This is a genomic window from Mucilaginibacter sp. Mucisp73 (genome assembly GCF_059491465.1).
On sequence record NZ_CP168507.1, the window covers coordinates 711894 to 735893 of the forward strand.

Genomic DNA, 24000 nt, shown 5'->3' on the forward strand with positions numbered 1-24000 from the left:
GACTTGATATGATCAAAAAGCTATTATTAATGGGTATACTGCTTGGCGCCGTACGCGCGGGCGCTCAAACCTACACGCCAACGGCCGATAATCTTGCTGCAAGGCAAAACTTCCAGGATATGAAGTTCGGTTTGTTTATTCACTGGGGTATTTACAGTGAGCTTGGCGCAGGCGAGTGGGTAATGAACGAAAAGCATATCCCCTATGATAGCTATAAACGTTTGGCCGACTTTTTTAACCCGCAGGCTTTTAATGCTCACGAATGGGTGATGTTTGCAAAAAAAGCGGGCATGAAGTATATCACCGTTACCTCGCGCCATCATGATGGGTTCAGCATGTTTGGTACTAAAGCATCGCCGTACAATATTGTTGATGCTACTCCTTACCATAAAGATCCCTTGATGGAACTGGCGCAGGAATGCGTTAAGGAAGGCATCGAACTGCATTTTTACTATTCGCTATTGGATTGGGGCCGTAAAGATTACGCCTACGGCAGTCCGATAGTTGACGGCAAACCCGCAAATGGCGATTGGGACAGCTACATCAATTTCATGAAAACCCAGCTTACCGAACTCATCACCAAATACCCGGGAGTTAAAGGCATTTGGTTTGATGGTCATTGGGAGCGTGATGTTAACTGGCATTATGACGAGATCTACGGATTGATCCATAAACTGAACCCTGCTATACTGGTAGGCAATAACCACCACCTTGCGCCAAAAGAGGGCGAAGATTTCCAGATGTTTGAGAAAGACCTGCCCGGAGCCAATACAACCGGCTTCAGCGGTAAATCAAAAATAGGTGCATTACCTTTGGAAACCTGCGAAACCATTAACAACAGTTGGGGCTTTAACATTACCGACAGGAGCTTTAAGTCATCTAAACGCATTATCCATTACCTGGTTAACGCGGCTGGTCTGAACGCCAACTTTTTATTGAACATAGGCCCGATGCCAAACGGTAAAATTCAGCCTGAATTTACCGATACACTGGCTGTTGTAGGCGCCTGGGTACAAAAAAATGGCGAAGCGATTTACGGTACCCGCGGCAGCGGAATTCCGGCACAGCCATGGGGAGTTATCACTCAAAAAGATAAAAACCTGTATGTGCATGTCATGACAGCACCGCAACAACCATACGTTTTCATTCCGCAATTAAAAGGAAAAGTAACTAAAGCCGCTTTACTGGCCGATGGCAGCGCGGTGAAATTTAAACAACAAACCGAGGGCGTGTTTGTATATCTTAGCGGCGTGGCAACAGACCCTAACGATACAATTATTAAACTGATAACAAACTAATACAACGACAATATGAAACTTATACGATTTGGCGAGATTGGGAAAGAGAAGCCGGGAATTATACAAAACGATAAAAGATATGATGTATCGGCCTTTGGCGAAGATTACACCGAACAGTTTTTTGAAACTGACGGACTTAGCCGCCTTGCTGATTTTATAAAAGATAACTTACTGCCCGAAGTTGCCGATGATGTACGCTTAGGAAGTCCTATCGTGCGTCCTTCAAAACTGGTTTGTATTGGTTTAAACTATGCCGACCATGCCAAAGAAACCAATGCACCACTGCCACCCGAGCCGGTGATCTTTATGAAAGCAACCACCGCTATTGTTGGTCCGTTTGATGATATCATGATCCCTAAAAACTCCGTAAAAACCGATTGGGAAGTGGAACTGGCTGTGGTTATCGGCAAAAAAGCATCGTATGTGGAAGAAGCCGAGGCTATGGACTACGTTGCTGGTTACGTACTGCACAATGACGTAAGCGAGCGTGAATTTCAACTGGAGCGTAACGGCACCTGGGATAAAGGTAAAGGCTGTGATACCTTTGCACCGCTTGGCCCGTTTTTAGCTACACCTGATGAAATTGCCGATCCGCATAACCTGCGGCTGTGGCTAAAAGTTAACGGCGAAACCATGCAGGACGGTACTACCTCAAACTTTATATTTAACCTGCCGCACCTGATCTCGTATACAAGCCAGTTCATGACCCTGCTGCCGGGCGATATTATCTCGACAGGTACACCTGCAGGGGTTGGCTTGGGCATGAAGCCGCCGATCTACCTAAAAGCAGGCGACGTGGTAGAATTAGGCATTGAAGGCCTGGGCGAATCAAAACAAAATCTGATAGCTTATGCTAAAAATTGATGCACATCAGCATTTCTGGCAATATAACCCGGTAAGGGACAGCTGGATCACTGAAGACATGCAGGTAATAGGCCGGGATTTTTATCCCGAAGACCTGTTACCTGTGCTGCAAAAACGCGGCATGGATGGCAGTGTCGCCGTTCAGGCCGATCAGTCGGAAAAGGAAACGGAATTTCTGTTAGATCTGGCATCCGTTAACCCCTTCATCAAAGGGGTAGTAGGCTGGATAGATTTGAAAGCCGATGACCTGGAAGACCGCCTGCATCATTTTAAAAAATATGAAAAGCTTAAAGGCTTCCGGCATATCCTGCAGTCGGAGCCCGACGAGCAATACATGCTTGATCCGGCATTTAAAAAAGGTATAGCAGCTTTGGGCAAACACGGATATACTTATGATATCCTCATCTTTCCGAACCATTTGCCGTATGCCGCACAGTTGGTAGGCGAATTCCCGGATCAAAAGTTTGTGCTTGACCACATGGCCAAGCCCTACATCAAAGCCGGGAAAATAGATGGCTGGAAACAGGATATCGAAAAGCTGGCAAGCTATCCCAATGTATCCTGCAAGGTATCGGCCCTGCTCACCGAGGCGGACTGGGACAACACCCCGGCAGCTGATTTTATCCCTTATATCGATATTGTATTCAACGCTTTCGGTATCAACCGGGTAATGTTTGGCTCCGACTGGCCCGTTTGCCTCCTGGCCGGAGGCTATGAAAAAACAATGGAGGTAATGGACCTGTATGCTGAAAGACTTTCCGCTACAGAGAAGGAGTTGTTTTTTGGCGGGAACGCGACTGCTTTTTACAGCTTGTAGCTGGTGTTACTGTTGATGTAAATGACAGGCGATCCGTGGGGACACGGATCGGAGAGGTTAAATTAATTCATTACCCGGCGTTCGTGTCCTCACCAGAAGTGTTCGGAAGAAATAAAAAAAGCGAGGATTGTGCGATTCCCTCCCTTGGGAGGGTGTAGGGAGGGGTTTCATTCACAGACTTATTCGCCCGAAATGAAGTATAAACCCCTCCCTGCCACCACGAAATCCAGCCGCACCCCTCCCAGGGGAGGGAATTAAAAATCTTCCGAACACTTCTGGTATCCTCACGAACGCTTGTAATTTATGTCATTGGATAACCCCCACGGCTCCCCGGGAAAAATCGTAATAATTTGTAAAATACATTTAAAGATGGTGCGCGGGGCGCGTTAGTGATAGTAGCGGATACCGGCCTTGTGGCTAATGTCTGTGCAGTATGAGCGTATAGCACGGGCCGCAGGCAACGCCCATGTTCTGAACCGGGATTTGGGCGGATTATACGGATTTATTGGATTTCTCTTGAAATATCTCCGGCTATTTAAAATCCTGTCCATTTCAGAGGCTGTTTAAAAACAAATAAAAAGCGCCATCGATATGACATGGTTTGATAAGTCTTAATCTCATCAAATTTCGCTCTTTTACGATACTTCGCCACTGTACTAAAATCACTAAACTGTACTGTATATTATTTATTTCAAAACGATAGGCTCTATTATCAATATGATAGCGCAGTGTTTGGTGCATTTAATTATAAATCAATTAAATATCAGCATAAATGTAATATTAAGGTAACACAGAGCGTCAGATATAAGTGTGGCACACATTTAGCTGTATGTACACATGATGGGTATAAAATAACATTAAAAAGGCGAACCATTTCTCTCCCGATAACGTTATATGGATACCAATCAGACTTAAATTTTTATGTTAGACGTTATGTACACAACCCTGTTACAAGTTGTAGTCCTGCTTGCGGTTTTCATTTTGCCGATGTTCATATTTGGCAAAAGGATCAGGAACAAAAAAGTAAAGACCGTTAATTACAAGATAGATACCGATACCTCTGAGGCCCGATATGCTATTAATGAAAATGGCTTCCTTGAAGAAATAAACACAGGCAAGCTGTCAAAGCACCGTAGTTGAGTGCAAAAACATACAAAAGCAAAGCACGCTTTTGCCCGCTTTGCTTTTGTATTTAAAAACTGAACTTATTACTCCTGTTTTTTCAGAAACCCTTCTCATCCGCGCTTGGGCCGTAGCTGCCCGGTATCGGGATATCCAGCAAACGTAAATAAACTCCCAACTGTGCCCTGTGGTGTACAATCTGGCAGTAAGTCATCCTGATCACTTCTGCTTTTGTCCGCTGATTAAGGATCTGTTCGCCATTACGGAGCGTCCAGATTTTATCAAACGTACTAACGTCAGCTTTTTGCAGGCTCGAATAGCCGTCGGCCAGTGAGTCTTCAAATAATTTCAGCAAATCGGCAGTGCCGCTTACTTTTTTAGGCTCGTAAGGTACAGTGGCAAAATCCAGTTCATCGGTATTTAAGGTAATAGTAACCCAGGTAGGCAGTTCAGCAATATGGGTAGATAGCTGTTCAATGGTCATGCTTTTAGGATGCGGTTTCCACTGGTATTTATCGTCGGGGATGCGGCTCAGCATTTTTTCGGTGGTTTGAGCTTCCTGCTCCATCTCTTGCAATAACGATTTCAAAGTGTCCATAAGTGTTGTTGTTTGTTTTATGATGTAAAGTAACGGAGGGGTAATGACAGCCCTATGTCAGCAGGGACCGGGGAGGGTAATATTATTTTTCTGAACCGTGATTTTTAGGATTAGAGGATTAATCGGATTCTCTTTTTTAGATAAATGATTATATAAAACGGAACTTTTCCGTCAGCAGATAAGTTTCGGGTGAAAGCAGGCAGAACAATGGTGGGCTTGTGTGGCTGCAAAGGCATTAGCGAATTTTGCCGGGAGAGGAAACGGGTAAGGCCAAGCAAAATTTAGCAGCCGTGGTTCTGCCTGTTTTGCAGGGCAAAGGCATGGCGAGGCATGGAGGGCGGACTGTGGGCAAAGAAACCTCTCTGCTGACTTGATTTTTTGGTTACTTTTGTATCAAGACAAAAGTAACAGCCACCGCGGCAAATGAGCGGCGAATGTATGTTGTTTAAAACCTCAGCTCATTTAATTGGGCGTTGCCTGCGGCCCGGGCTTTCCGCTCATACGCCTGCAGGCATTACGCTCAGGGCCGGTATCCGCTGCAATCCCTAACGCTGGCTTTTGCTAATTTAAACTATGAACTACACACCACCACAGCTCCGCACCGTTAACGTGATCCGTTACGTAACGCCTTTGCGCGAGGGCGGGTCATTACCGGCTATTGCCGAAGCCGATGACGAATTTTTATATGTACTAAAGTTCCGTGGGGCAGGCCAGGGGGTAAAAGCCCTCATTGCCGAACTTATTGGCGGCGAAATAGCGCGCCTGTTAGGTTTCAAGGTCCCTGAGCTGGTGTTTGCCAATTTAGACGAAGCCTTCGGCCGTTCGGAAGCTGATGAAGAGATCCAGGACCTGCTGAAGTTTAGTGTGGGGCTTAACCTGGCGCTGCATTATTTGTCGGGCGCTATTACTTTTGATCCGGCGGTAACTATTGTTGATGGCAAACTGGCTTCGCAAATAGTTTGGTTCGATTGTTTGCTTACCAATGTAGACCGTACCGCCCGTAATACCAATATGCTGATATGGCATAAAGAATTGTGGATGATTGATAACGGCGCCGCGCTGTATTTTCATCACTCATGGAACAACTGGCAGGAAATGGCTACCCGCCCGTTTTTACAGGTGAAAGACCATGTGCTGCTGCCCCGCGCCAACCAACTGGACACGGTTGATGCTGAATTTAAAGCAATCCTAACGCCCGAAAAGATCCGTGATGTAGTTGCGTTGATTCCCGACGAGTGGATCACCTACCGCGATTTTGAAGAAACGCCTGATGAGGTACGAAATATATACGCGGAGTTTTTAATAACCCGGCTGACCGCTTCAGAAGTATTTGTTAACGCCGCAAAACAAGCCCTATATGCAGGTATTTGAGTACGCCATAATCCGCGTTGTACCAAGGGTGGAGCGCGAAGAGTTTATCAATATAGGGGTGATCCTGTTTTGTCCCAAACAAAAGTTTCTAAAGGTATTGTTCAAGGCTGATGACGCAAGATTAGCTGCCTTTTGCGGTGACCTTGACCTGGATTGCCTGAAGGAAAATATCAATTCGCTTGAGCGGATTTGCAATGGCGAAAAAGATGCAGGGCCAATAGCCCAATTAGATCAGCCCTCACGCTTCCGCTGGCTTACGGCTACACGCAGCACAGTGGTACAGGCATCAAAAGTACATCCGGGTATGACTGCTGATGCGGAGGCAACGCTGAACAGGTTGTTTGAGCAGATGGTGTTGTGATGATATTTGCCCGTGAGGACACAGGCAAAGGGGAAGACAAAAAACTCGCGCTCGTTTGTAACGAGTGCGTAGCTGGGTTTGCGTTTACAACGCACAGGCGATACAATCGCCAAACCATATTAAGCACTCGTTGCAAACGAGCGCAAGAACATTAGCTTAACACTACATTACCTCTCATCACGCCATTTCTCCCTCATCATAAAATCAAATCCATTAGTTTTATAAGCACAATTATAAATGCAGGGATATGAACATCAACCGAAATCTGATAAACAGGGCCATGCTGCTTGCTGTCGTTTTCATTATGGCGGTTTTTACAGCCATAAGTACCAACGCCCAAAGCAAAAAAAAATTCAAAGTAATAGCCTTTTACACCGGCCGGAGCGACCTGGCACATATCAGCTTTGTGCACGAGGCTAATCGCTGGTTTCCTAAAATAGCTAAAAAGTACAATTTTACCTACGACAGTACCAATAACTGGGCAAATATGAACCCTGAGTTTTTGGCCAAATACCAGGTAGTAATATTTTTAGACACCCGCACTGATAACCCCGAACAACGTGCGGCTTTTGAACAGTATATGAAAAAGGGTGGCGCATGGATGGGGTTCCATTTTTCGGCCTTCGCGCTTACACCTTCGGACTTTCCGCAAAACTGGGACTGGTACCATAACGAGTTCCTCGGTTCGGGACAATATGTGAGCAATACCTGGCACCCAACTTCGGCCATTTTAAGAGTTCAGGATGCTAATCATCCGGTAACCAAAGGCCTGCCCATCACTTTTAAAACCAACCCTAACGAATGGTACCGCTGGGAACACGATCTTCGCAAAAATCCTAATATCGATATCCTGCTGGCGGTTGATTCAACAAGTTTTCCCTTGGGTACAGGCCCAAAGCAACACGAGATCTGGCATAGCGGTTACTACCCCGTAGCCTGGACTAATAAAAATTACCGCATGGTTTATTTCAACATCGGCCATAACGATATGGACTATGACGGCGGCACCAACAAAGAGCTTTCTCAAACTTTTGAAAATGCCGATGTTGATAAGCTGATCATCAATTCGCTGCTTTGGTTAGGCAGAGGGAAATAGTGTCACCAGCCCACTGAAGCGGAAGTTTTATTTTTACGTGGGTTTAGGCGTCCACGCCTGAACCGTAACTTAAGAAAAAAACTCTTCAAAAGTGGGGGAATGTGCGATTCCCCTCTTGAGAGGGGCGGAGGGGTGTGTTATTCTACGTGCGGCTTATCGCTTGTATAACACACCCCTGCTCCCGCTCTTTCCCACCGCGTCTCCTCTCAAGAGGGGATTTTAAAGCGCTTACGCTAAATTAATCCCTTAGGTAGTGGTTATGGCGTCCACGCCTGAACATGGTCATGGATGGAGCGTCTATCGCTCCCGGTCACAGGCAAGAAATTCCTGCGTATCAGGGCGCAAAAAACTATCGGAAAAACAGACCATAAAAATGGTGTCGCTACTTTGTCAGTATGTAAGACAGATAAAGCCTCCATTTGGCTTTTTTCTCCAAAAAACGCTAAAAAATCAGCAAAAATTACACTTTTAAATGCTACTAATTTTAAACTTTCGAAAAAACGTATTTTAAACTCTTTATAGTTTTAAGCGTTGATTATCAGTATTTTAATAATATTTCAGGCAAATGGTTAAAATATTGAATATCAACGTGTTTCATAAAATGGGTGTACCGCGTTTTTACATTCAGAATTTGGAACACTCCAGTTTTCCGGAAAAATAACGCCGGCAGGATTTTTAAATTTTTATGGGGAATCAAAAAATTGGGACACCCGTTTTGTTACAATTGGAATGCAGGACTTCGTCGGGACAATGTAAATAAAATACCTATTGGTATATTTTAAAGGCCTTTTGCTTATTTTACAGGCGAAATCCTGCCTCGCTTATGAAAAAGTTAAAAACGGTATTTAACCAGGTAAAATCTCTTAATGGCGCCGAAGCGCCTGGTATGGTTAACTTGCTATGGCAATTGATCTGTTATTCGCCTAAAATGCCGGTCCGCCTGCAGCAGCAACTTTTGCTTGATGAAGCCAAAGCATTTACGCTTGAAGTAGACGATCCTCATTTTGCCAAATCTACTTTAAAGTTCAATGGGTTTACCTGGGGAAAGGGGAAACGCAAAATACTTATCACCCACGGCTGGGGCTCAAAAGCCGCCGACTTTGCCGAGCTTATCACGGCTTTAAAAAACATTAATGATGTGCAGGTAATAGCTTTTGATGCACCGGGTAATGGCAGCTCGGAGGGGGAGCTGTCAAACCTCTTGCTCTTTGCTAAAGCTGCAACAGCGGTAATCAAAACCTTTGGCACACCCGATGTGCTCATTGGTCACTCGTTAGGTGCAATGGCCAATGCCATCGCTATTAAGGAAACGGCTATTCAGCCTGCCTTGCTCATCAGCATTGCCCCGTTGATTAATCTGAAAGAGAATTTTATAGCCAGCCTGAACGCGGCCGAAGTAGCCCCGGGTTTACAGGATCAATTCTTTACTGATTTTGGGGCACTGTTTGATATGGAGGCTTCGGATTTTACACTTCATAATTTATATCCTGCCGGGCTGGTCGGGAAGCATTGGTTAGCCTATGACCCGGATGATAAAGTTGCACCCTTCGCATTCCTGGAAAACTTCCTTATCGCTCATCCCGAAGTTGAAACCAAAGTATACCAGGGCCCCGGTCATGAACGCATTATTAAAGATGAACTTGTTATATCAGATCTCGTTAGTCTGATAGCTTATTTTACATAAATTGCTTTAAGCTTTAAGCCTTCCGCTTTTAGCTCTCATAAAACTATTTAGCGGCCATCACCTCATCCATGGCTTTCATAAAAGTTGTCACTTCAATTTCGTTTCGGTGTGCCTTTAAATATGCTAACAGCTTCCTGTGCGCATCTGCGGGGGTAACCAGGTAATCGCCGCCTACACCGTGAAACATGAAGATGCCCAGTCCGCCGCTTTGTTGTACTTTCTTTACAAAATCTATCAGGGCATCGCCGGTTACCGGGTTGCCTGTTACGCCCCATGAGGGCACTTTTAATGGGTCGAGGTTTTTAAAATCAGTGATCACAGCATCCGGTCCGCCACCTATACGGGCGTATTTTGCGAGGCCTGCTTTACGCAGGGTATCAACATAGTTCACGCCGCCAACTTCAAGTTCAGTGCAGGGGTAGGCATAAGTGCGGCCGCCGGTTTTACCATCAAGGGCAAAAAGCAGGGTGTTCATTTCCTTTATTTCGCGCACCATGATATATGGGGTATAATTGGCCGAATTGTCGGCAGGATTAGTTTTTACATTTAGCAGGCACGGATGGTACAAAGTGTGGTTAGCGAGTTCGTAACCTTTTTCACCTGCCTGGCGCCAGCGGGGTAATGAAGCTTCGGTCATGTTTCCGGTTAAAAAGAAGGTGGCGGTAAGATGTGCCGAATCCAGCTGCGGAATGGCAATGTTTAGCTGCGAAGTTAGCCCGTCATCATATGTAAGCACAATGATGGCTTTTTTGCGTTTGGTTTGCTGCGCGTTGGCAACAAATAAAAAGTTGAGCAATAACAGAAACAGCGCTAATTTTTTCATGACGAGGGCTTTGGATTAATTGGCCTAAAATAAAAAAATCCGGTTGATAACCGGATCTCTTCATAATTTTAACATACCTCGCTCTGCACCCCCGAATAATATTTTAGCTCGATCAGGTCATGCGGCAGTGTTTTGGTATTCCAGGCATGATGAATAGCCAATGCCGTACCTACGGCAGTTGCCTGCGCCATCGACGCGGCGTAAACTTCCAAATGAGGGAAGGCCAGCGCCAGCAGGTGCATGAAGACACTGTTTTTACTAAAGCCGCCATCTACAAAAATGCGCTTTACCGTACAGCCGTTTAAAACATAATTGGTTGATATGGTTTGCTGGGCAATAATATCAATCATGAGTTGGTGGTAAGCTTCAACATCATCGGCAAAACTGTTTAAGTCGCGTTGCTCAAATGCCGATTTCTGTAACTGGTCGTCATTTTCATTTGCCTGTAGTGACGGCTGATTATTTAACCGGGCTGCAATTGCAAGATCATAATTTATGGTACGATACCTGATCTCGTCCTGGTTAAAATGGGCGGCTATTCTTTTTACTTGCTGCTCATATTCATAACCCGTAAACAAGCGTGAGGCTTTCACCGGGCTGCCTTTGTATTGCAGGTAGTTAAGACAATCATGCTTCAGCTCATCAGCCGTAAGCGATGTTTGGTTAAAAGGGTTAAGACTGATTGACCAGGTACCCGTAGAGATCAGCACAAAGGGCATATTAAAGCTAACGAGGTAAGGGATCAGCGCTGCCGAACTATCGTGCAACCCAATACCAACTTTATAAGTGCTGCCCGGAAACTCGGCCGGAAGTACGCTATCCGCGGGATGCAGAGGTGCCATCTTGGACAAGATCCCTTCATCATTAAGCCAGTTGTGATAGGTGTTTTTAGCGAAATCCCAAAGGGTAGTATGGCAGCCGATACTGGTTAAGTCGCTCACCATTTGCCCGCTGATAAGATAGCTCATATACTGGGGTAGGTGTAAGGCATACTTTATCCGCTTAAACACTTCGGGCTGTTGATATTTAAGCCTGTATAACTGTAATCCCGAATTAAGGTTGCCCAAAACCGGCGAGGCGGTCTCTAAAGCAAACCTGGCTTCGTCGCCATAGTTTTCATAAAACTGCCTGCTCAGTTCAGGCGGATATGGCTTAAGGTAATTATACAGTGGGGTAAGCGGTTTGCCGTGTTCATCAACATAAACAAAGCTGGCACCGTAAGTTGAAAAGTTGACTGCTTTAAGATCAAACTCCTTATGCTTAAAAATTTCGCGCAATGAGTCAAACACCGATAACCTGAGGCTGTCGAGGTTTTCACATGCGTCTCCATCTTCGTCGTGGGTTTCCAGGAAGCGGGCTGTCCGTTCAAAAACTATCTTGTAGTTCTCATCGAACAGGAACAGCTTCTTGTTGGTTTTACCCACATCAAAAACGGCTATAACAGGTATCGGCTCCATAGGCTTACAATCCGGTTGATACTGCTTTTGCTCCTCTTTCGTTTATCAGTTGCTGCCTGATAGTTTGCTGCCTGTAAACTGCCAGCGGGTTCAGCGCACCGCCTGCCCTTAAGCGGGCTTCGGCCAATAACGGCCGAACGTCTGTGCGATAAGCTTGCTGCAATATTTCCTGGGCTTGTACTACGTCGTTATCCTGTTGTGCCTGTACCAACGCAGGGGTATCCACCAACAATGCTTGCGCATAAGCTATTTTAATAGCCTCAACAGATTGCAGCAAATCTTCAATCGGATCTTTTACATTGTGTGAAGCATCGATCATCCAGCCTATAGAAGTGGCGTGTGTCATGCCGCGGGCGTCCATACCTTCTACCAGTTCGTTAAAGATCAGGAACAACTGGTATGGGTTGATGCTGCCTACAGTAAGGTCATCATCACCATATTTTGAATCATTAAAGTGGAAACCGGCCAGTTTGCCTTCCATCAGCAGTAATGAAACTATCTGCTCAATGTTTACCCCCTGTAAGTGATGACCAAGATCAACTAATGTCTGCGCTTTTTGCCCCAGTTTTGATGATAGCAGGTAAGATTGACCCCAATCGCCAATAGTGGTTGAGTAGAAGTTAGGCTCGTAAGGTTTATACTCAACCCAAACTTTCCAGTCATCAGGCAGGGCCTCATAAATTTCCTGTAAGCTTTCTAAAGTGCGTTCAAACGCGCCGCGCATATTCAACTGACCGGGAAAGTTCGATCCGTCCGACAGCCAAACCGATAATGCTTTTGAATCAAGTTCAACACCGTATTTAATAACCTCGATATTATGGGCAACAGCCTGCTTGCGTACCGCTTTATCTACATGGTGCAATGAGCCAAATTTGTAGCTCAGCTCCTGTGATGGCTGATCCTGGAAAGTATTGGAGTTAACCGCGTCAAAATGCAAACCCAATTGTGCTGCATGGGCTTTGATAGCAGAGGCATTGGATGGGATATCCCAGGGAATGTGCAGCGAAATAGAGTTGCTGCTGCGGTTAAGTGCATGGATCAAGCCCACGTCTTCAATTTTTTCTTCCAGGCTGCGGGGTTCACCACCGCCCGAAAATCTGCCGAAACGTGTACCGCCGGTACCTAAAGCCCAGCTTGGTATAGCAATATTAAAATCAATTAATTTTTGCAGGATAGTATCCAGGTTTTTTACGTCACCGGCAACAAAATCAAACTTGCGCTGATGATCTTTCAGTTGCTGATGATTGGCTTCATCAATTTTATATTTTTCTAACTGCATAATTGGTATTGGTTATAAAGCAAGTTCAAGCGTGGACGCTTAAACTTGCTAAGTTTATTTTGTTCCCTCCTTCGGGAGGGGCGCGTAGGGCTGTGCATTGGCAGGGAGGGGTTATACGCCTTGCTTAATTAATAAGCTTATCGAAGAAACCCCTCCCTACACCCTCCCAAGGGAGGGAATCGCGCAACCCAACGCTTCTTAATTTATCTTAAGCGATGACCATGAACCATGATCTATCAACCATGAACTAACTACCGCACAAACGCCATCGCCACGCCGCCATCAACATTCAACACGTTACCAGTTGATTTGTTAAGCAAGCCGCCGGTAAAGGCGAAACAGGCATTGGCAATATCGGCAGGTAGTATTACCTCGTTCAATAATGTGCGTTTTGCATAGTAGGCTGGTAGTTCATCCACGGTAACGCCGTAAGCTTTAGCACGGCCTTCGGCCCATCCGCCGGCCCAAATGTTGCTGTCGCTGATTACGGCATCCGGGTTAACAACGTTCACACGGATTTTATCGGTGCCAAGCTCGGCCGCGTTCAGTCTGCTCAGGTGTAACTGGGCAGATTTTGCCGAGCCGTAACCGGCGTTGTTCGGTCCGCTCACTAAGGCGTTTTTGCTTACAATGTTGATAATGTCGCCGCCAATGTCTTGTTTTTTCATCACAGCAACTGCAGCCTGGGTAATAAAGAACTGGCCTTTAACCAATACATCGTACAATAAGTCCCAGTCTTTTTCAGTATGGTCGGCAATTGATTTAGAGATGGATAAGCCGGCGTTGTTCACCACAATATCAACGCCGCCAAAAGCTAAAGCAGCAATTTCAAGCGCTTCGTTGATCTGCTCGGCTTTGGTTACGTCAAGTACGGCTGTGGTGTATGAATCTTTACCGTATTGTTTTTTGAACTCTTCACCTGCACCTTCCAAACGCTCGGCGTTCATGTCATTCAGAATAACTACAGCGCCTTCATCAACAAATTTTTTGGCGATAGCTTTACCTATACCACCAGCACTGCCGGTGATCAGGGCAATTTTACCTGATAAGGCTTTTGGTTTAGGCATACGCTGTAGTTTGGCTTCTTCCAATAACCAGTACTCAATATCAAACGCTTCCTGGCGCGGGAGAGAAGTGTATTCCGAAATTGCTTCAGCACCTTTCATTACGTTGATGGCGTTGGTATAAAACTCGGCAGCAACACGGGCAGTCTGTTTATCTTTCGAGAAAGAGAATAAGCCGACGCCCGGATACAGGATGATCACCGGGTTGGTATTCCTGATAGCCGGGCTGTTATCATGCTTACAGGTATTGTAATAATCAGTATACATTTGGCGGTAAGCCTCAAAGGCAGGAGCCAAACGTGCTTTTAAAGCGGTAACGTCGCTCAGGTCTTCACCCGGTGCAAGGTCAAGCACCAGCGGACTGATCTTGGTACGCAGGAAGTGATCGGGGCAACTGGTACCCAATGGAGCCAAACGGTCAAGATCATTGGAGTTGATGAACTCCAATACGCGGGCATCATCCGTAAAATGACCAACCATGTGCCTGTAGCTTGAACAAAAACCGCGCAATACCGGTGCAAGGGCAGCAACCTGTTTTTTACGGCCGGTCTCGTCCAAACTTTCCACTTTTTGGCCACCGAAAACAGGGCCTTTTTTACCGTAGTTTTCTTCCAGGTATTCAGCACAGCGCTCAATAACCTCAAGCGTGTTCATATAGCTTTCGTAAGCTGTATCGCCCCAGGTGAATAAACCATGCGAGCCCAGCATAATACCGCGGATGCCTGGATTTTCGTCAAGGCACTGTTTTAATTGAAGCCCTAATTCAAAGCCTGGTTTTTTCCATTCAACCCAGCCGATGGTGCCGTTAAAAAGCTCCTGGGTTATTTTTTTACCATCTTTTGCTGCCGCGATGGCGATGGCAGCATCAGGGTGGAGGTGATCGATGTGTTTGAATGGCAGGAAGCCGTGAAGCGGCGTATCAATAGATGGCGCTTTCGAGTTAAGATCGTAGATGCAATGGTTAAATAATTCAACCATCTCATCCTCAAATTCAACACCGCGATAGATGTTTTTAAGGCTGCGTAAGCGATCAACATAAAGGGCTGCCAAGCCGCTCTTTTTCAACGTGCCAATATCACCGCCCGAGCCTTTGATCCACATTACCTCAACATCATTGCCGGTAAGCGGATCTTTACTCATCAACTTGCATGATGTGTTACCACCACCATAGTTGGTAAGGCGCAGATCGGCACCCAAAAGGTTGGAGCGGTATATGAGCAGGGCTACTTCATCGCCCGCCAGTTCGGCGGCTTTTGCTTCATCCCACAAATAGCTTACGTGTTTAAATTCAGTTGTTTTCGACGACATATATTTTAATTGTTGAATTATTGAGTTAATGAATTATTGATTTGCTTTTATCGTTGGCTTAGTTAATTCGGCTTTTACTGTCGGTTTTTCGGGTTTTATCTTATTCCCATATCCTACAACCAGTACCGATATTACAATTACAGCTATACCGGCTATTACCGTTGCGAATGCTTTTTTACTTACGCCTTTCCACTCTTTAAGTACCAGGCCCCACGTATTAGCTATCAGGATAATGAAAGCCATGTGCAGGATCCAGGAGCTGGCGCCATTCCCCATTTTGCTTTCGCCCATACCGTAAAAAAAGAACTGTAAAAACCAGGTTGTGCCGGCCAGTGCCGCAAACAGATAGTTTTTAAGCAGGGGTGTTTTTTTATCGGTATAATTATCAAACGTTTTATTGCGTGCGTTTAGCACCATACACCATATAAAGTTAGTGGTTAAGCCGCCCCATAGTATAATAATATAGGTTACATTGTTTGAAAACAGGAAATTTCCCTGTCCCGGATGCGCCGCCTGCCAGATCTGGTTAGCGGTATCGGCCATTGGTTTTCCGGCTTCAATACCGAAGTTGAAACAAGCGCTCAGGATCCCCGAAACTACCGCCACCAGTATACCTAAACCAAAGCGGTAATCCTTATTTTCCTGGGCTATGGTTTTATCGGCCGACAGTTCTTTCTCTTTCATCATACCTGCTTTACCGCATATAATAATGCCCACTACACAAAGCACAATGCCCAATAAAACCATCTGCCCCCATCCGCTGTGCAGCATCAGCGTAAAAGTATCTTTTCCCTCTTTCGGGAAAAGGTCATAATACACCGATGGAATTATCGACCCAAAAACCGAGCATAAGCCCAGGATAATGGTGCTACCCAGCGATACTCCCAAGTAGCGTACCCCTAATCCATATGTTAAACCGCCAATGCCCCACAGCAGTCCCATAAGGTACGTCCAGCCAAGGGTAGCAGTATCCGTATGGCTTATAATATCGGCAAAGCCGGGAATAGTAAGCCATGCTGCCAGCGGTGGCACAATGAGCCAGGAAAAAATGCCGCCTACTATCCAGTAGCTTTCCCAGGCCCAGCCTTTTATTTTTTTGTAGGGGATGTAAAAGCTCCCCGAAGCAAAGCCACCGATAAAATGGAAGATGACCCCTAAAATTACTTGCATATTCTCTGATTGGTTTATATTGGTAAGGCTAATGTAGATAATTTAAATGCCGGAACTGTCCTTTGCTGTCATGGATGTGACCGTAATTTCATCTGAATCAGAATTTACAGAATTATAAGATTTTCAGAATAGGAAATCTCTGTAGAGTATTCTGCTAATTCAAAAATTCTGTAAATTCTGATTCTGACAATCCCGGTTCTCTTTATTATTTTGGCAATCAAATACATCTCCATGCAGGCATATATTTTAGGCATTGATATTGGCACCGGCAGTACAAAGGCCGTAGCGGTAAGTTTAACGGGCGAACCATTAGGTACAGTATCCAGTCATTACCCCATTAATAGCCCCGAGCCCGGTTACAGCGAACAGGATCCGCTGTTGATTTGGGACGCTTTTGTAAAATGCCTTGCGGGTATTACTGCTAAATTGGGCGCCGCTCCGCAGGCCGTGAGCCTGAGTAGCGCTATGCATAGTATAATTCCGGTTGATGAGCATGGCGAAGCGCTGCTGCCTATGATGACCTGGGCAGATGCGCGGAGCGAGAGCATCGCGCAGGCATTGCGTGCAACGGAAAAAGGTGAACGCCTTTATCATAACTGCGGCACTGCGATCCATGCCATGTCGCCCTTAAATAAGTTGCTGTGGCTGCGTGATAATCAAAGTGAGATCTTTGAAGCCGCCCATAAATTCATTTCGATAAAGGAGTTTATCTGGTTCAGGCTTTTTGGTGTTTTTGAGGTTGATTATTCCATTGCGTCGGCTGCAGGATTGTTTAATATTGTAACCAAAGAATGGAATGATGAGGCTCTTGCACTCACCGGTATCACGGCTTCAAAATTATCAGCCCCGGTTAATACCACTTATTACCGTAACAATATCAGGCCCGAAGTAGCTGCATTAACCGGGATAAATGCCGGTACCCCGTTTGTTATAGGGGCAAGTGATGGGGCATGTGCTAATTTAGGCAGCCACACTACCGGCCCGGATGTAGCGGCGCTTACTATAGGCACCAGTGGCGCGGTGCGCATTACCAGCCCGAAACCGGTTTACAATTACGAAGCCATGGTTTTTAATTACCTGCTTGATGAGCAGACTTATGTATGTGGCGGAGCGGTAAATAACGGAGGTATAGCGGTAAACTGGCTGCTCAAAAACTTTTTGCAAAAGGATAACCTTACCGTTGCTGATTATGACGCTTTATTTAATGAGATAGCAACCACGCCTGCCGGCAGCAACGGACTTATATTTTTACCCTACCTGTACGGCGAACGTGCTCCGCTCTGGGATACCAAAGCCAGCGGTACATTTTTTAATATCAAACCGGCACATACCCGGTCGCACTTTTTACGTGCGGGGCTTGAAGGCATTTGCTTTGCGCTGAATGATGTGCTTAAAACATTGGAAGATGCATCGGGCGGGATTACACAAGTTAATATCAGTGGTGGTTTTACCAGTTCGGCAGTATGGACACAGGTACTGGCAGATATCACCGGGAAAAGGCTCGCAGTGCTTCAGTCTGAAGATTCATCGGCACTCGGCGCCATTTATCTCGCTGCACGGGTGTTATATCCTGAAAGTTATGGCATGCTTACCCGTGTTGAACAACAGGATTTTATCGAACCAAATACTAAAAATCATGAAGTATACAGCAAAATGTTCCCGGTATTTAAAAAGCTGTACAGTGATTTAAAGGACAGCATGCATTTGGTGGATGGATGGGAGTGAAGCCGGATTAAAAAAGTTATCATTCCAGCCCCAGCCACTTAACCAATCTCCAGCAACCATATACAAAAAATGGCGCGGCCACTACATCAATAGTGTAATGAATATGCTGTATCAACAGTAATACTACCAATACTATTGCGCAAATTAATGCGATCAGCTTATCTGTTCGCTTTTGCAGGTGGAGGTACACAAGTACCATGGTTGCCGTGTGTCCCGAAAAAAACAGGTCTTTGGTGATAAACGTATGCCCGTAAAACACGCTTGTGCTTGGGTCAATAAGCGGGACAAGGCCCACTGGCGGATTGAGCTTGACCAGGCCGATAGTAATAAACCGGGCAATACAGACAAAATTCAATGTCCAGATATAAGTGATACATACCCTCGGGTTATAAAGCGCCCGCCACATCATGAGCAGGCCCATGCTCCAGATGAGTATAAAAATCGGGACTGAAAGATCGTAAGAGGGTAAATGGGCCAATACCCAATCATTAAGTACAACACCTTCCTGCCTTTTTTCGATGTACTTGAAAAAAGACGGTAGCAGGTTAATGATGATGACTATGACCATAGTGGCGCCCAGTAACTTGAGCTTGCTGGCCCGGGTATCGTAGGCGCTCTGCCAAAGCTGTTTTATATGATAAATGGAGGCTAAATTCAATCTGTGTTTTTTTAAAAGCCTGCAAAAATACAGTTTGCTGGTTAATATTAAGTAATTGTCAGGTATTTGTTAATTTAATAAACTCAAATATGGATAGTGAAAACAAATGCAATTGTGTTGCATTAACTTGTTTATATTTGCGGCATGGATTTTCAAAAGCTTTCACCCCGGCTGGATAATATTGGTATCACCGCTTCAACGCTTTGTGCTATCCATTGTGCGGTAGTGCCTTTGCTGTTTACCAGTTTGCCGTTGGTGGGCCTTAGTTTTTTGGCTAACGCCTGGGTAGAGTGGGGAATGATCATTTTCGCCCTGGTGATAGGAGTGTATTCTATAGGCTTATCTTACCGGCGTACTCATCGCCGTTCAGTTCCACTATTTATGCTTGTATCAGGTTTTGTTATCATCATGGGAGGGCACGTGTTTACAACAACAGGAAAATCCGAGGCTATGATAGTTCCTGTTGGAGGCTTGCTGATAGCCGCCGCGCATTATGTAAATTATAGGTATACCGGTGCCTGCAACCATGATCATAAAACATATAACCTTAAAAAGGTTGAGTAACGGATAAGCGCCAAAGGAAATTCTTTTATGCGTTTTTGCTGTTCAACTGCTTTTTGAGTCCGGCTTGTAATCATGAAAAGCATGGTGCCCCGGCTGTATCAAACCGCCATACTAAGCCGATAAAAATTACCGTTATAAAAGCCGGCAACTAATGGCGTATATTATACGTACCATTATTAAATTAGCGGCCTTATAATTATTACCCAATTAATACATGACACAAACCCGCGATATACATCATTTTGAGCACCTGCTTGATAAGCATCACCTGAAAAAAACCGCGCCCAGGCTGCGGGTTTTATCCATGATGTCGTCAAGGCATTCGGCTACCTCGCAGCCCGACCTGGAGAACCTGATGCATGATATCGACAGGGTTACCCTTTACCGGATCCTCAATGCTTTTGAAGAAAAAGGGATCATCCATAAAGTATTTGATTTAAACGGTACGGCAAATTATGCCCTTTGCTCATCAAGCTGTAATGAGCATGACCACCATGACGAACACCTGCATTTTAATTGTACCCAGTGCAAAAATGTATATTGCCTCAATGATATGAACCTGCCCGCGATAGATCTTCCAGCGGGTTTTGAGTCGCATGGCTTTACCCTGTATGCTCATGGCTTATGCCCCAGGTGCAGTAAAAAGGCGGTGAAAAAATGAAATATATCACTTTGCCCGGGATGATCATCCTGTTATTCCTGTTTCAAAATTCATTCGCGCAGCAAAAAGACACTATACCTGCTGTTACAACTTTTAGGTTTAAAACGGTTGTTATTGATGCCGGGCATGGCGGCAAGGATGCCGGGGCGCGTGGCTCACATTCATTTGAGAAAAATGTAACCCTGTCAATAGCCCTGAAGCTCAAGGCAGCTCTTGATACGGCCATTACTGATGTTAACGCTATCCTTACCCGTGCCGATGATACCTTTATCCCGCTAAACCAACGCTCGGCTATTGCTAATCAAAACCATGGCAACCTGTTTATTTCCATCCATTGCAATTCATCGCCCGAGGGCACTGCCGCACGTGCACACAAGCAAAAAGGTGTACTGATGCTGGTATACGGTTTCCACCGCCTTAAGGAGCAGGAAGAGGCAGTACGCGAAAATGCTTCTATTTTCCAGGAAAAGGATTACAAACAGAACTACGAGAGCTATGATGAAAGCGATCCTTCAAACCTGATCGTACTGAATGCTTATATTCAAAAATACCGTAAGCAAAGTATCCGTTTTGGTGATTTGCTTGACGATGAGTTTACCGGCGTTGACGGTCGCGAAAGTAATGGTGTAAAAGAACAGGGGGTATTGGTGCTGGCCCATAGTGCTATGCCTGCTGTATTGATAGAAACCGGTTTCATTAATAACCCCGAAGAAGAGGAGTACCTTAACTCGGACGAAGGGCAGCACGAAATTGTAATGACGATCATCAGGGCACTTCGAAATTACAGGAAGGCAATAGGGGCATAAAAAAGCTTAAAGCCGAATGCCTAAAGCTGAAAGCCTAATCTTCCGTTACGGTAAAACCCATTTGTCGAGTGAATGGTGAAAGCAGGCCGACACGGTGAAAGATCTTATACATCACAAGCATGAACGAAACGCATGGGCTATAGGATTTCTCTTCAATCCGGCGCTTTGCCCCTCGTTGGTCCGTAGAAATGACGTTTCTTATTAAAATATGTTTAGCTTATAGTTTATTCAACTCATCCATCAATACCTTGCTGTACTGATTAAAATAGCGCCTTACCCCAAAACCCATAACGGTTTGAATGCCGCGGGTGGCGTTGGTTAAAAATACTTCATCGGCCTCGTATAAAATATCAGGGTTGATCTGGGCTTCGGTGATATCAATGTTGTTTTCTTTTGCCAGTTTGATCACTACCTGGCGCATTACACCTTCAACGCAGCCCTCGCTTAGCGCCGGGGTATATAAGTGGTTTTGATAATTGATGAAAATATTGGAACTGCTGGCTTCGCATAAGTTACCGCTTTGGTTCAACAGAAAAACATCATCCAGCTTGTTTTGAGTTTTGTACAAACCCGCCATTACATAAATAAGCGAATTGCATGTTTTAATGTTCGACAGATAGTTGGACGGTTTGGGCAGTTCCGTAAACACATCCATGATCAGGCCCTTCTCATTCAAAAAATACCGGGGCTCTTCGGATGGGGTTAGCTCCAGGCAATAACCCATTTTATTTTGAGTAGGGGTATACAAGCCTTCGGCATCGCGGTAAACTGTCAGGCGCAGCCTGCCATGTTTAACTTTATTCCTGCGGGCAAGCTCACTAACTATTTCGTTCAGGAACCAGGTATCCATTTGCGAATAACCATCAATTTTAAGGGCTTTCATGCCCCGCTGAAGGCGGTCGGCATGCAGTTCGGCAAATTTCAGTTTCCCTTTCATTAGTCGCATGCTTTCAAACAGGCCGTCGCCATATTTAAAGCCCCTGTTACCAATGGTAAGCAATGGTGTGTTTTGGGGGAGATATTCGCCGTTAAAATTGATGAATACGGGCATCATAGGACGGATAGATATTATAATTTGATCGTGTTGTTAATAATTACCGGGTATTGTTGCTCTTCTATCTAACGTCTGTTATTTCGTATCTGTATCGCTGTACTTTCGCCATTTTGCAAGTACGGCCTCAAAATCAGCCGGCAGCGGCGATTCAAAATGCACCTGCTTTTTTAATGTAGGATGTAAAAAGCCCAGTGTTTGTGCATGCAGGGCTTGCCGTGGCATCAGCTCAAAACAATTTTCAACAAACTGTTTGTACTTGCTGAACATGGTGCCCTTTAAAATTTTATCACCGCCGTAAGTGGCGTCGCTAAACAAGGGGTGACCGATATGCTTCATATGCGCCCTGATCTGATGGGTACGGCCGGTTTCCAGCTGGCACTCAATCAGGGTAACGTAACCCATTCGCTCTAAAACTTTATAATGCGTTACAGACCATTTTCCTTTTTCAGGATCATCATATATCGACATTACCCGCCTGTCGGCCACACTGCGGCCAATATAGCCGGTAACGGTGCCATCTTCAGGTAAATCGCCCCAGGCAAGCGCTATATATTTACGGGTGATGGTATGCTCAAAAAACTGCTTAGCCAGCCAGTTCATGGCACGTTCATTTTTGCTGATAAGCAGCAGGCCTGAAGTATCCTTGTCAATGCGATGCACCAGCCCCGGCCTGCCGTCGTTGCCCGGCAGGGTTGGCAATTGCTGAAAATGGTAAACCAGCGCATTCACCAACGTGCCCGTGTAATTGTTATAGCCGGGATGAACCACCATACCGGCTTCCTTATCAACCACCAATACATCATCATCTTCATAAATAATATTGATGGGGATGTTTTCGGGATATACTTCGGTATCACGGGGCGGGTGGGGCAGCACTACCGAGATCACATCAAGCGGCTTTACTTTATAGCTCGATTTGATGGTTTTATCGTTCACCAGCACATTGCCAAGCTCAATAGCATTTTGGATACGGTTGCGCGAAGCATTCTCCACGCGGTGCATCAAAAATTTATCAATCCGCAAAAGCGATTGGCCCTTGTCAACCACTACGCGTAAGTGTTCGTACAAGTCCTGTTCTTCCTGCTCAATAAGTTCGGGTTCGTGTGCCATTTGAGGCGCAAAAGTAATCGTTTTTTATGGTAGGTTAAACGTAATATTGCAATAGCATTAACGCCGTATTATTTTATGAACATTGAGCTTGAAATTTTTAGCCCGGTACAGCAAATCAGTAACCCCCTGTTTGATGACCACGGCGTAAAAGTTTTTATCAAGCGCGATGACCTGATCCATCCAATGATATCTGGCAATAAATGGCGTAAGCTTAAATATGTGCTTAAACAGGCTCAAGCCGAAGGCAAAACACACCTCGTAACCTTTGGCGGCGCTTACTCCAACCACCTGATGTCCACAGCCGCGGCTGCCGCAAAGTTTGGCTTTAAAGCTACAGGCATAGTGCGGGGCGAGGAGGTTGATAACGATACCTTGTTTTTATGCCGCCTGCATGGTATGGAACTGCAGTTTACCGATCGCGAAAGCTATCGTGATAAACTTGCTCTGTTTAATCGGTATTTTGGTAATGATGAACAGGCTTTTTTTATTGATGAAGGCGGCGCATCTGCCGAAGGGGCCAAAGGCTGCAGCGAACTGGTTAACGAACTAACCGAAACCTACGACCACATTTTTTGTGCCTGCGGTACCGGTACAACAGCGGCTGGTATCATTAATGGATTAAATGGTCATCAGCTTAAAACAAAGTTCAACGCGGTGCCGGTATTTAAAAACGGTGGTTTTATTAAAGAGGAGATAGACCGGTTCTTAACTGCCCAGGCAGATTATAACATACATACGGGTTACCACTTTGGAGGCTATGGCAAAGCAAATGACGAGCTCATCAGTTTCATTAAACAATTTGTTGCTGCAACAGGGATATTGATAGAACCTGTATACACCGGTAAAATGATGTATGCCCTATATGATTTAATAAGCAAAGGGCACTTTAAACCCGGCAGTAAAATCCTGGCTATTCATAGCGGGGGCATTTGGGGATTATTGGGAATGAAAGAAAAGTTTAATCAACACTAATTAATCAACACTAATTACACGAATGAGGTCGAATTTTCACGAATTGGAATTAAATAGCACTAATTTCACAAATGCGTCCGAATTTACACGAACCAACTAATTCGTGTAATTCGTTCTAATTGCTCAATAATACGCTAA

At 45.2% G+C, this 24000-nt stretch carries 22 protein-coding genes; 13 read left to right on the forward strand and 9 right to left on the reverse strand.

Features of this window, described 5'->3' with window-relative positions:
- The first annotated feature begins 8 nt into the window (after positions 1-8).
- The 4 genes from ACEN82_RS03185 to ACEN82_RS03200 all read left to right on the forward strand — a co-directional run bounded on the left by ACEN82_RS03185 (position 9) and on the right by ACEN82_RS03200 (position 4119).
- Positions 9-1298: an alpha-L-fucosidase gene (locus ACEN82_RS03185; RefSeq protein ID WP_413322633.1), complete on the forward strand. Its 1290-nt coding sequence runs from the start codon at positions 9-11 to the stop codon at positions 1296-1298.
- A 12-nt stretch (positions 1299-1310) separates the two neighbouring features.
- The gene (locus ACEN82_RS03190; RefSeq protein ID WP_129571394.1) at positions 1311-2162 is read left to right on the forward strand and encodes a fumarylacetoacetate hydrolase family protein; all 852 of its coding nucleotides are present in this window, start codon (positions 1311-1313) and stop codon (positions 2160-2162) included.
- Positions 2149-2979 carry an amidohydrolase family protein gene (locus ACEN82_RS03195; RefSeq protein WP_413322634.1) on the forward strand — a complete coding sequence of 277 codons (831 nt, stop codon included), beginning with the start codon at positions 2149-2151 and terminating at the stop codon, positions 2977-2979. The genes ACEN82_RS03190 and ACEN82_RS03195 overlap by 14 nt, the downstream gene beginning before the upstream one ends.
- Before the next feature lie 933 nt (positions 2980-3912).
- Complete coding sequence (locus tag ACEN82_RS03200; protein ID WP_090528232.1) at positions 3913-4119, forward strand: hypothetical protein; 207 nt, start codon at positions 3913-3915, stop codon at positions 4117-4119.
- Between the two features lie 82 nt (positions 4120-4201).
- On the opposite strand, the gene ACEN82_RS03205 is transcribed toward ACEN82_RS03200, so the two are convergent.
- A complete protein-coding gene (locus tag ACEN82_RS03205) occupies positions 4202-4699 on the reverse strand; it encodes a DinB family protein (protein ID WP_413322635.1) in 498 nt (165 codons plus the stop codon).
- A gap of 573 nt (positions 4700-5272) precedes the next feature.
- On the opposite strand from ACEN82_RS03205, the gene ACEN82_RS03210 reads away from it, so the two are divergent.
- The 4 genes from ACEN82_RS03210 (at position 5273) to ACEN82_RS03225 (ending at position 9211) form a co-directional block, all read left to right on the forward strand.
- A complete protein-coding gene (locus tag ACEN82_RS03210; protein ID WP_413322636.1) occupies positions 5273-6070 on the forward strand; it encodes a HipA family kinase in 798 nt (265 codons plus the stop codon).
- Positions 6057-6431: a DUF3037 domain-containing protein gene (locus ACEN82_RS03215; RefSeq protein ID WP_090528220.1), complete on the forward strand. Its 375-nt coding sequence runs from the start codon at positions 6057-6059 to the stop codon at positions 6429-6431. Before ACEN82_RS03210 ends, ACEN82_RS03215 begins: the two co-directional genes overlap by 14 nt.
- Positions 6432-6678: 247 nt before the next feature.
- Positions 6679-7527, forward strand: coding sequence for a ThuA domain-containing protein (locus ACEN82_RS03220; RefSeq protein ID WP_413322637.1), 849 nt, complete (start codon positions 6679-6681; stop codon positions 7525-7527).
- Positions 7528-8350: 823 nt separating this feature from the next.
- Positions 8351-9211: an alpha/beta hydrolase gene (locus ACEN82_RS03225; protein ID WP_413322638.1), complete on the forward strand. Its 861-nt coding sequence runs from the start codon at positions 8351-8353 to the stop codon at positions 9209-9211.
- A 43-nt stretch (positions 9212-9254) separates the two neighbouring features.
- Here ACEN82_RS03225 and ACEN82_RS03230 read toward each other — a convergent pair whose 3' ends face one another.
- The 5 genes from ACEN82_RS03230 to rhaT form a co-directional block, all read right to left on the reverse strand.
- Complete coding sequence (locus ACEN82_RS03230) at positions 9255-10034, reverse strand: polysaccharide deacetylase family protein (protein WP_413322639.1); 780 nt, start codon at positions 10032-10034, stop codon at positions 9255-9257.
- A gap of 68 nt (positions 10035-10102) precedes the next feature.
- Entirely contained in the window at positions 10103-11491 is a 1389-nt protein-coding gene (locus ACEN82_RS03235) for an FGGY-family carbohydrate kinase (protein ID WP_413322640.1), read from the reverse strand.
- A 4-nt stretch (positions 11492-11495) separates the two neighbouring features.
- Positions 11496-12770, reverse strand: coding sequence for a sugar isomerase (locus ACEN82_RS03240; RefSeq protein WP_413322641.1), 1275 nt, complete (start codon positions 12768-12770; stop codon positions 11496-11498).
- A 251-nt stretch (positions 12771-13021) separates the two neighbouring features.
- Entirely contained in the window at positions 13022-15142 is a 2121-nt protein-coding gene (locus ACEN82_RS03245; protein ID WP_413322642.1) for a bifunctional aldolase/short-chain dehydrogenase, read from the reverse strand.
- A 33-nt stretch (positions 15143-15175) separates the two neighbouring features.
- A complete protein-coding gene (gene rhaT / locus ACEN82_RS03250) occupies positions 15176-16312 on the reverse strand; it encodes an L-rhamnose/proton symporter RhaT (RefSeq protein ID WP_413322643.1) in 1137 nt (378 codons plus the stop codon).
- 210 nt (positions 16313-16522) lie between these two features.
- Here rhaT and ACEN82_RS03255 point away from each other — a divergent pair, with 210 nt between their 5' ends.
- Entirely contained in the window at positions 16523-18037 is a 1515-nt protein-coding gene (locus ACEN82_RS03255) for a gluconokinase (protein ID WP_413322644.1), read from the forward strand.
- Between the two features lie 19 nt (positions 18038-18056).
- Here ACEN82_RS03255 and ACEN82_RS03260 read toward each other — a convergent pair whose 3' ends face one another.
- Positions 18057-18695: a phosphatase PAP2-related protein gene (locus tag ACEN82_RS03260; RefSeq protein WP_413322645.1), complete on the reverse strand. Its 639-nt coding sequence runs from the start codon at positions 18693-18695 to the stop codon at positions 18057-18059.
- 144 nt (positions 18696-18839) lie between these two features.
- Here ACEN82_RS03260 and ACEN82_RS03265 point away from each other — a divergent pair, with 144 nt between their 5' ends.
- From ACEN82_RS03265 to ACEN82_RS03275, 3 genes are all read left to right on the forward strand, one after another.
- Positions 18840-19259: a MerC domain-containing protein gene (locus tag ACEN82_RS03265; RefSeq protein WP_413322646.1), complete on the forward strand. Its 420-nt coding sequence runs from the start codon at positions 18840-18842 to the stop codon at positions 19257-19259.
- Between the two features lie 214 nt (positions 19260-19473).
- Positions 19474-19920 (forward strand): Fur family transcriptional regulator, encoded by a 447-nt coding sequence (locus tag ACEN82_RS03270; protein WP_090528187.1) that lies wholly within the window; start codon positions 19474-19476, stop codon positions 19918-19920.
- On the forward strand, positions 19917-20726 hold the full coding sequence (locus ACEN82_RS03275; RefSeq protein WP_413322647.1) for an N-acetylmuramoyl-L-alanine amidase family protein: 810 nt from the start codon (positions 19917-19919) through the stop codon (positions 20724-20726). The genes ACEN82_RS03270 and ACEN82_RS03275 overlap by 4 nt, the downstream gene beginning before the upstream one ends.
- A 217-nt stretch (positions 20727-20943) precedes the next feature.
- On the opposite strand, the gene ACEN82_RS03280 is transcribed toward ACEN82_RS03275, so the two are convergent.
- Together ACEN82_RS03280 and ACEN82_RS03285 are read right to left on the reverse strand one after the other, a co-directional pair.
- A complete protein-coding gene (locus ACEN82_RS03280; protein WP_129571377.1) occupies positions 20944-21780 on the reverse strand; it encodes an aminotransferase class IV in 837 nt (278 codons plus the stop codon).
- 75 nt (positions 21781-21855) lie between these two features.
- The gene (locus ACEN82_RS03285; protein ID WP_112653633.1) at positions 21856-22890 is read right to left on the reverse strand and encodes an RluA family pseudouridine synthase; all 1035 of its coding nucleotides are present in this window, start codon (positions 22888-22890) and stop codon (positions 21856-21858) included.
- A 75-nt stretch (positions 22891-22965) separates the two neighbouring features.
- On the opposite strand from ACEN82_RS03285, the gene ACEN82_RS03290 reads away from it, so the two are divergent.
- Complete coding sequence (locus tag ACEN82_RS03290) at positions 22966-23862, forward strand: 1-aminocyclopropane-1-carboxylate deaminase/D-cysteine desulfhydrase (RefSeq protein WP_413322648.1); 897 nt, start codon at positions 22966-22968, stop codon at positions 23860-23862.
- The last annotated feature ends 138 nt before the right edge of the window (positions 23863-24000 follow it).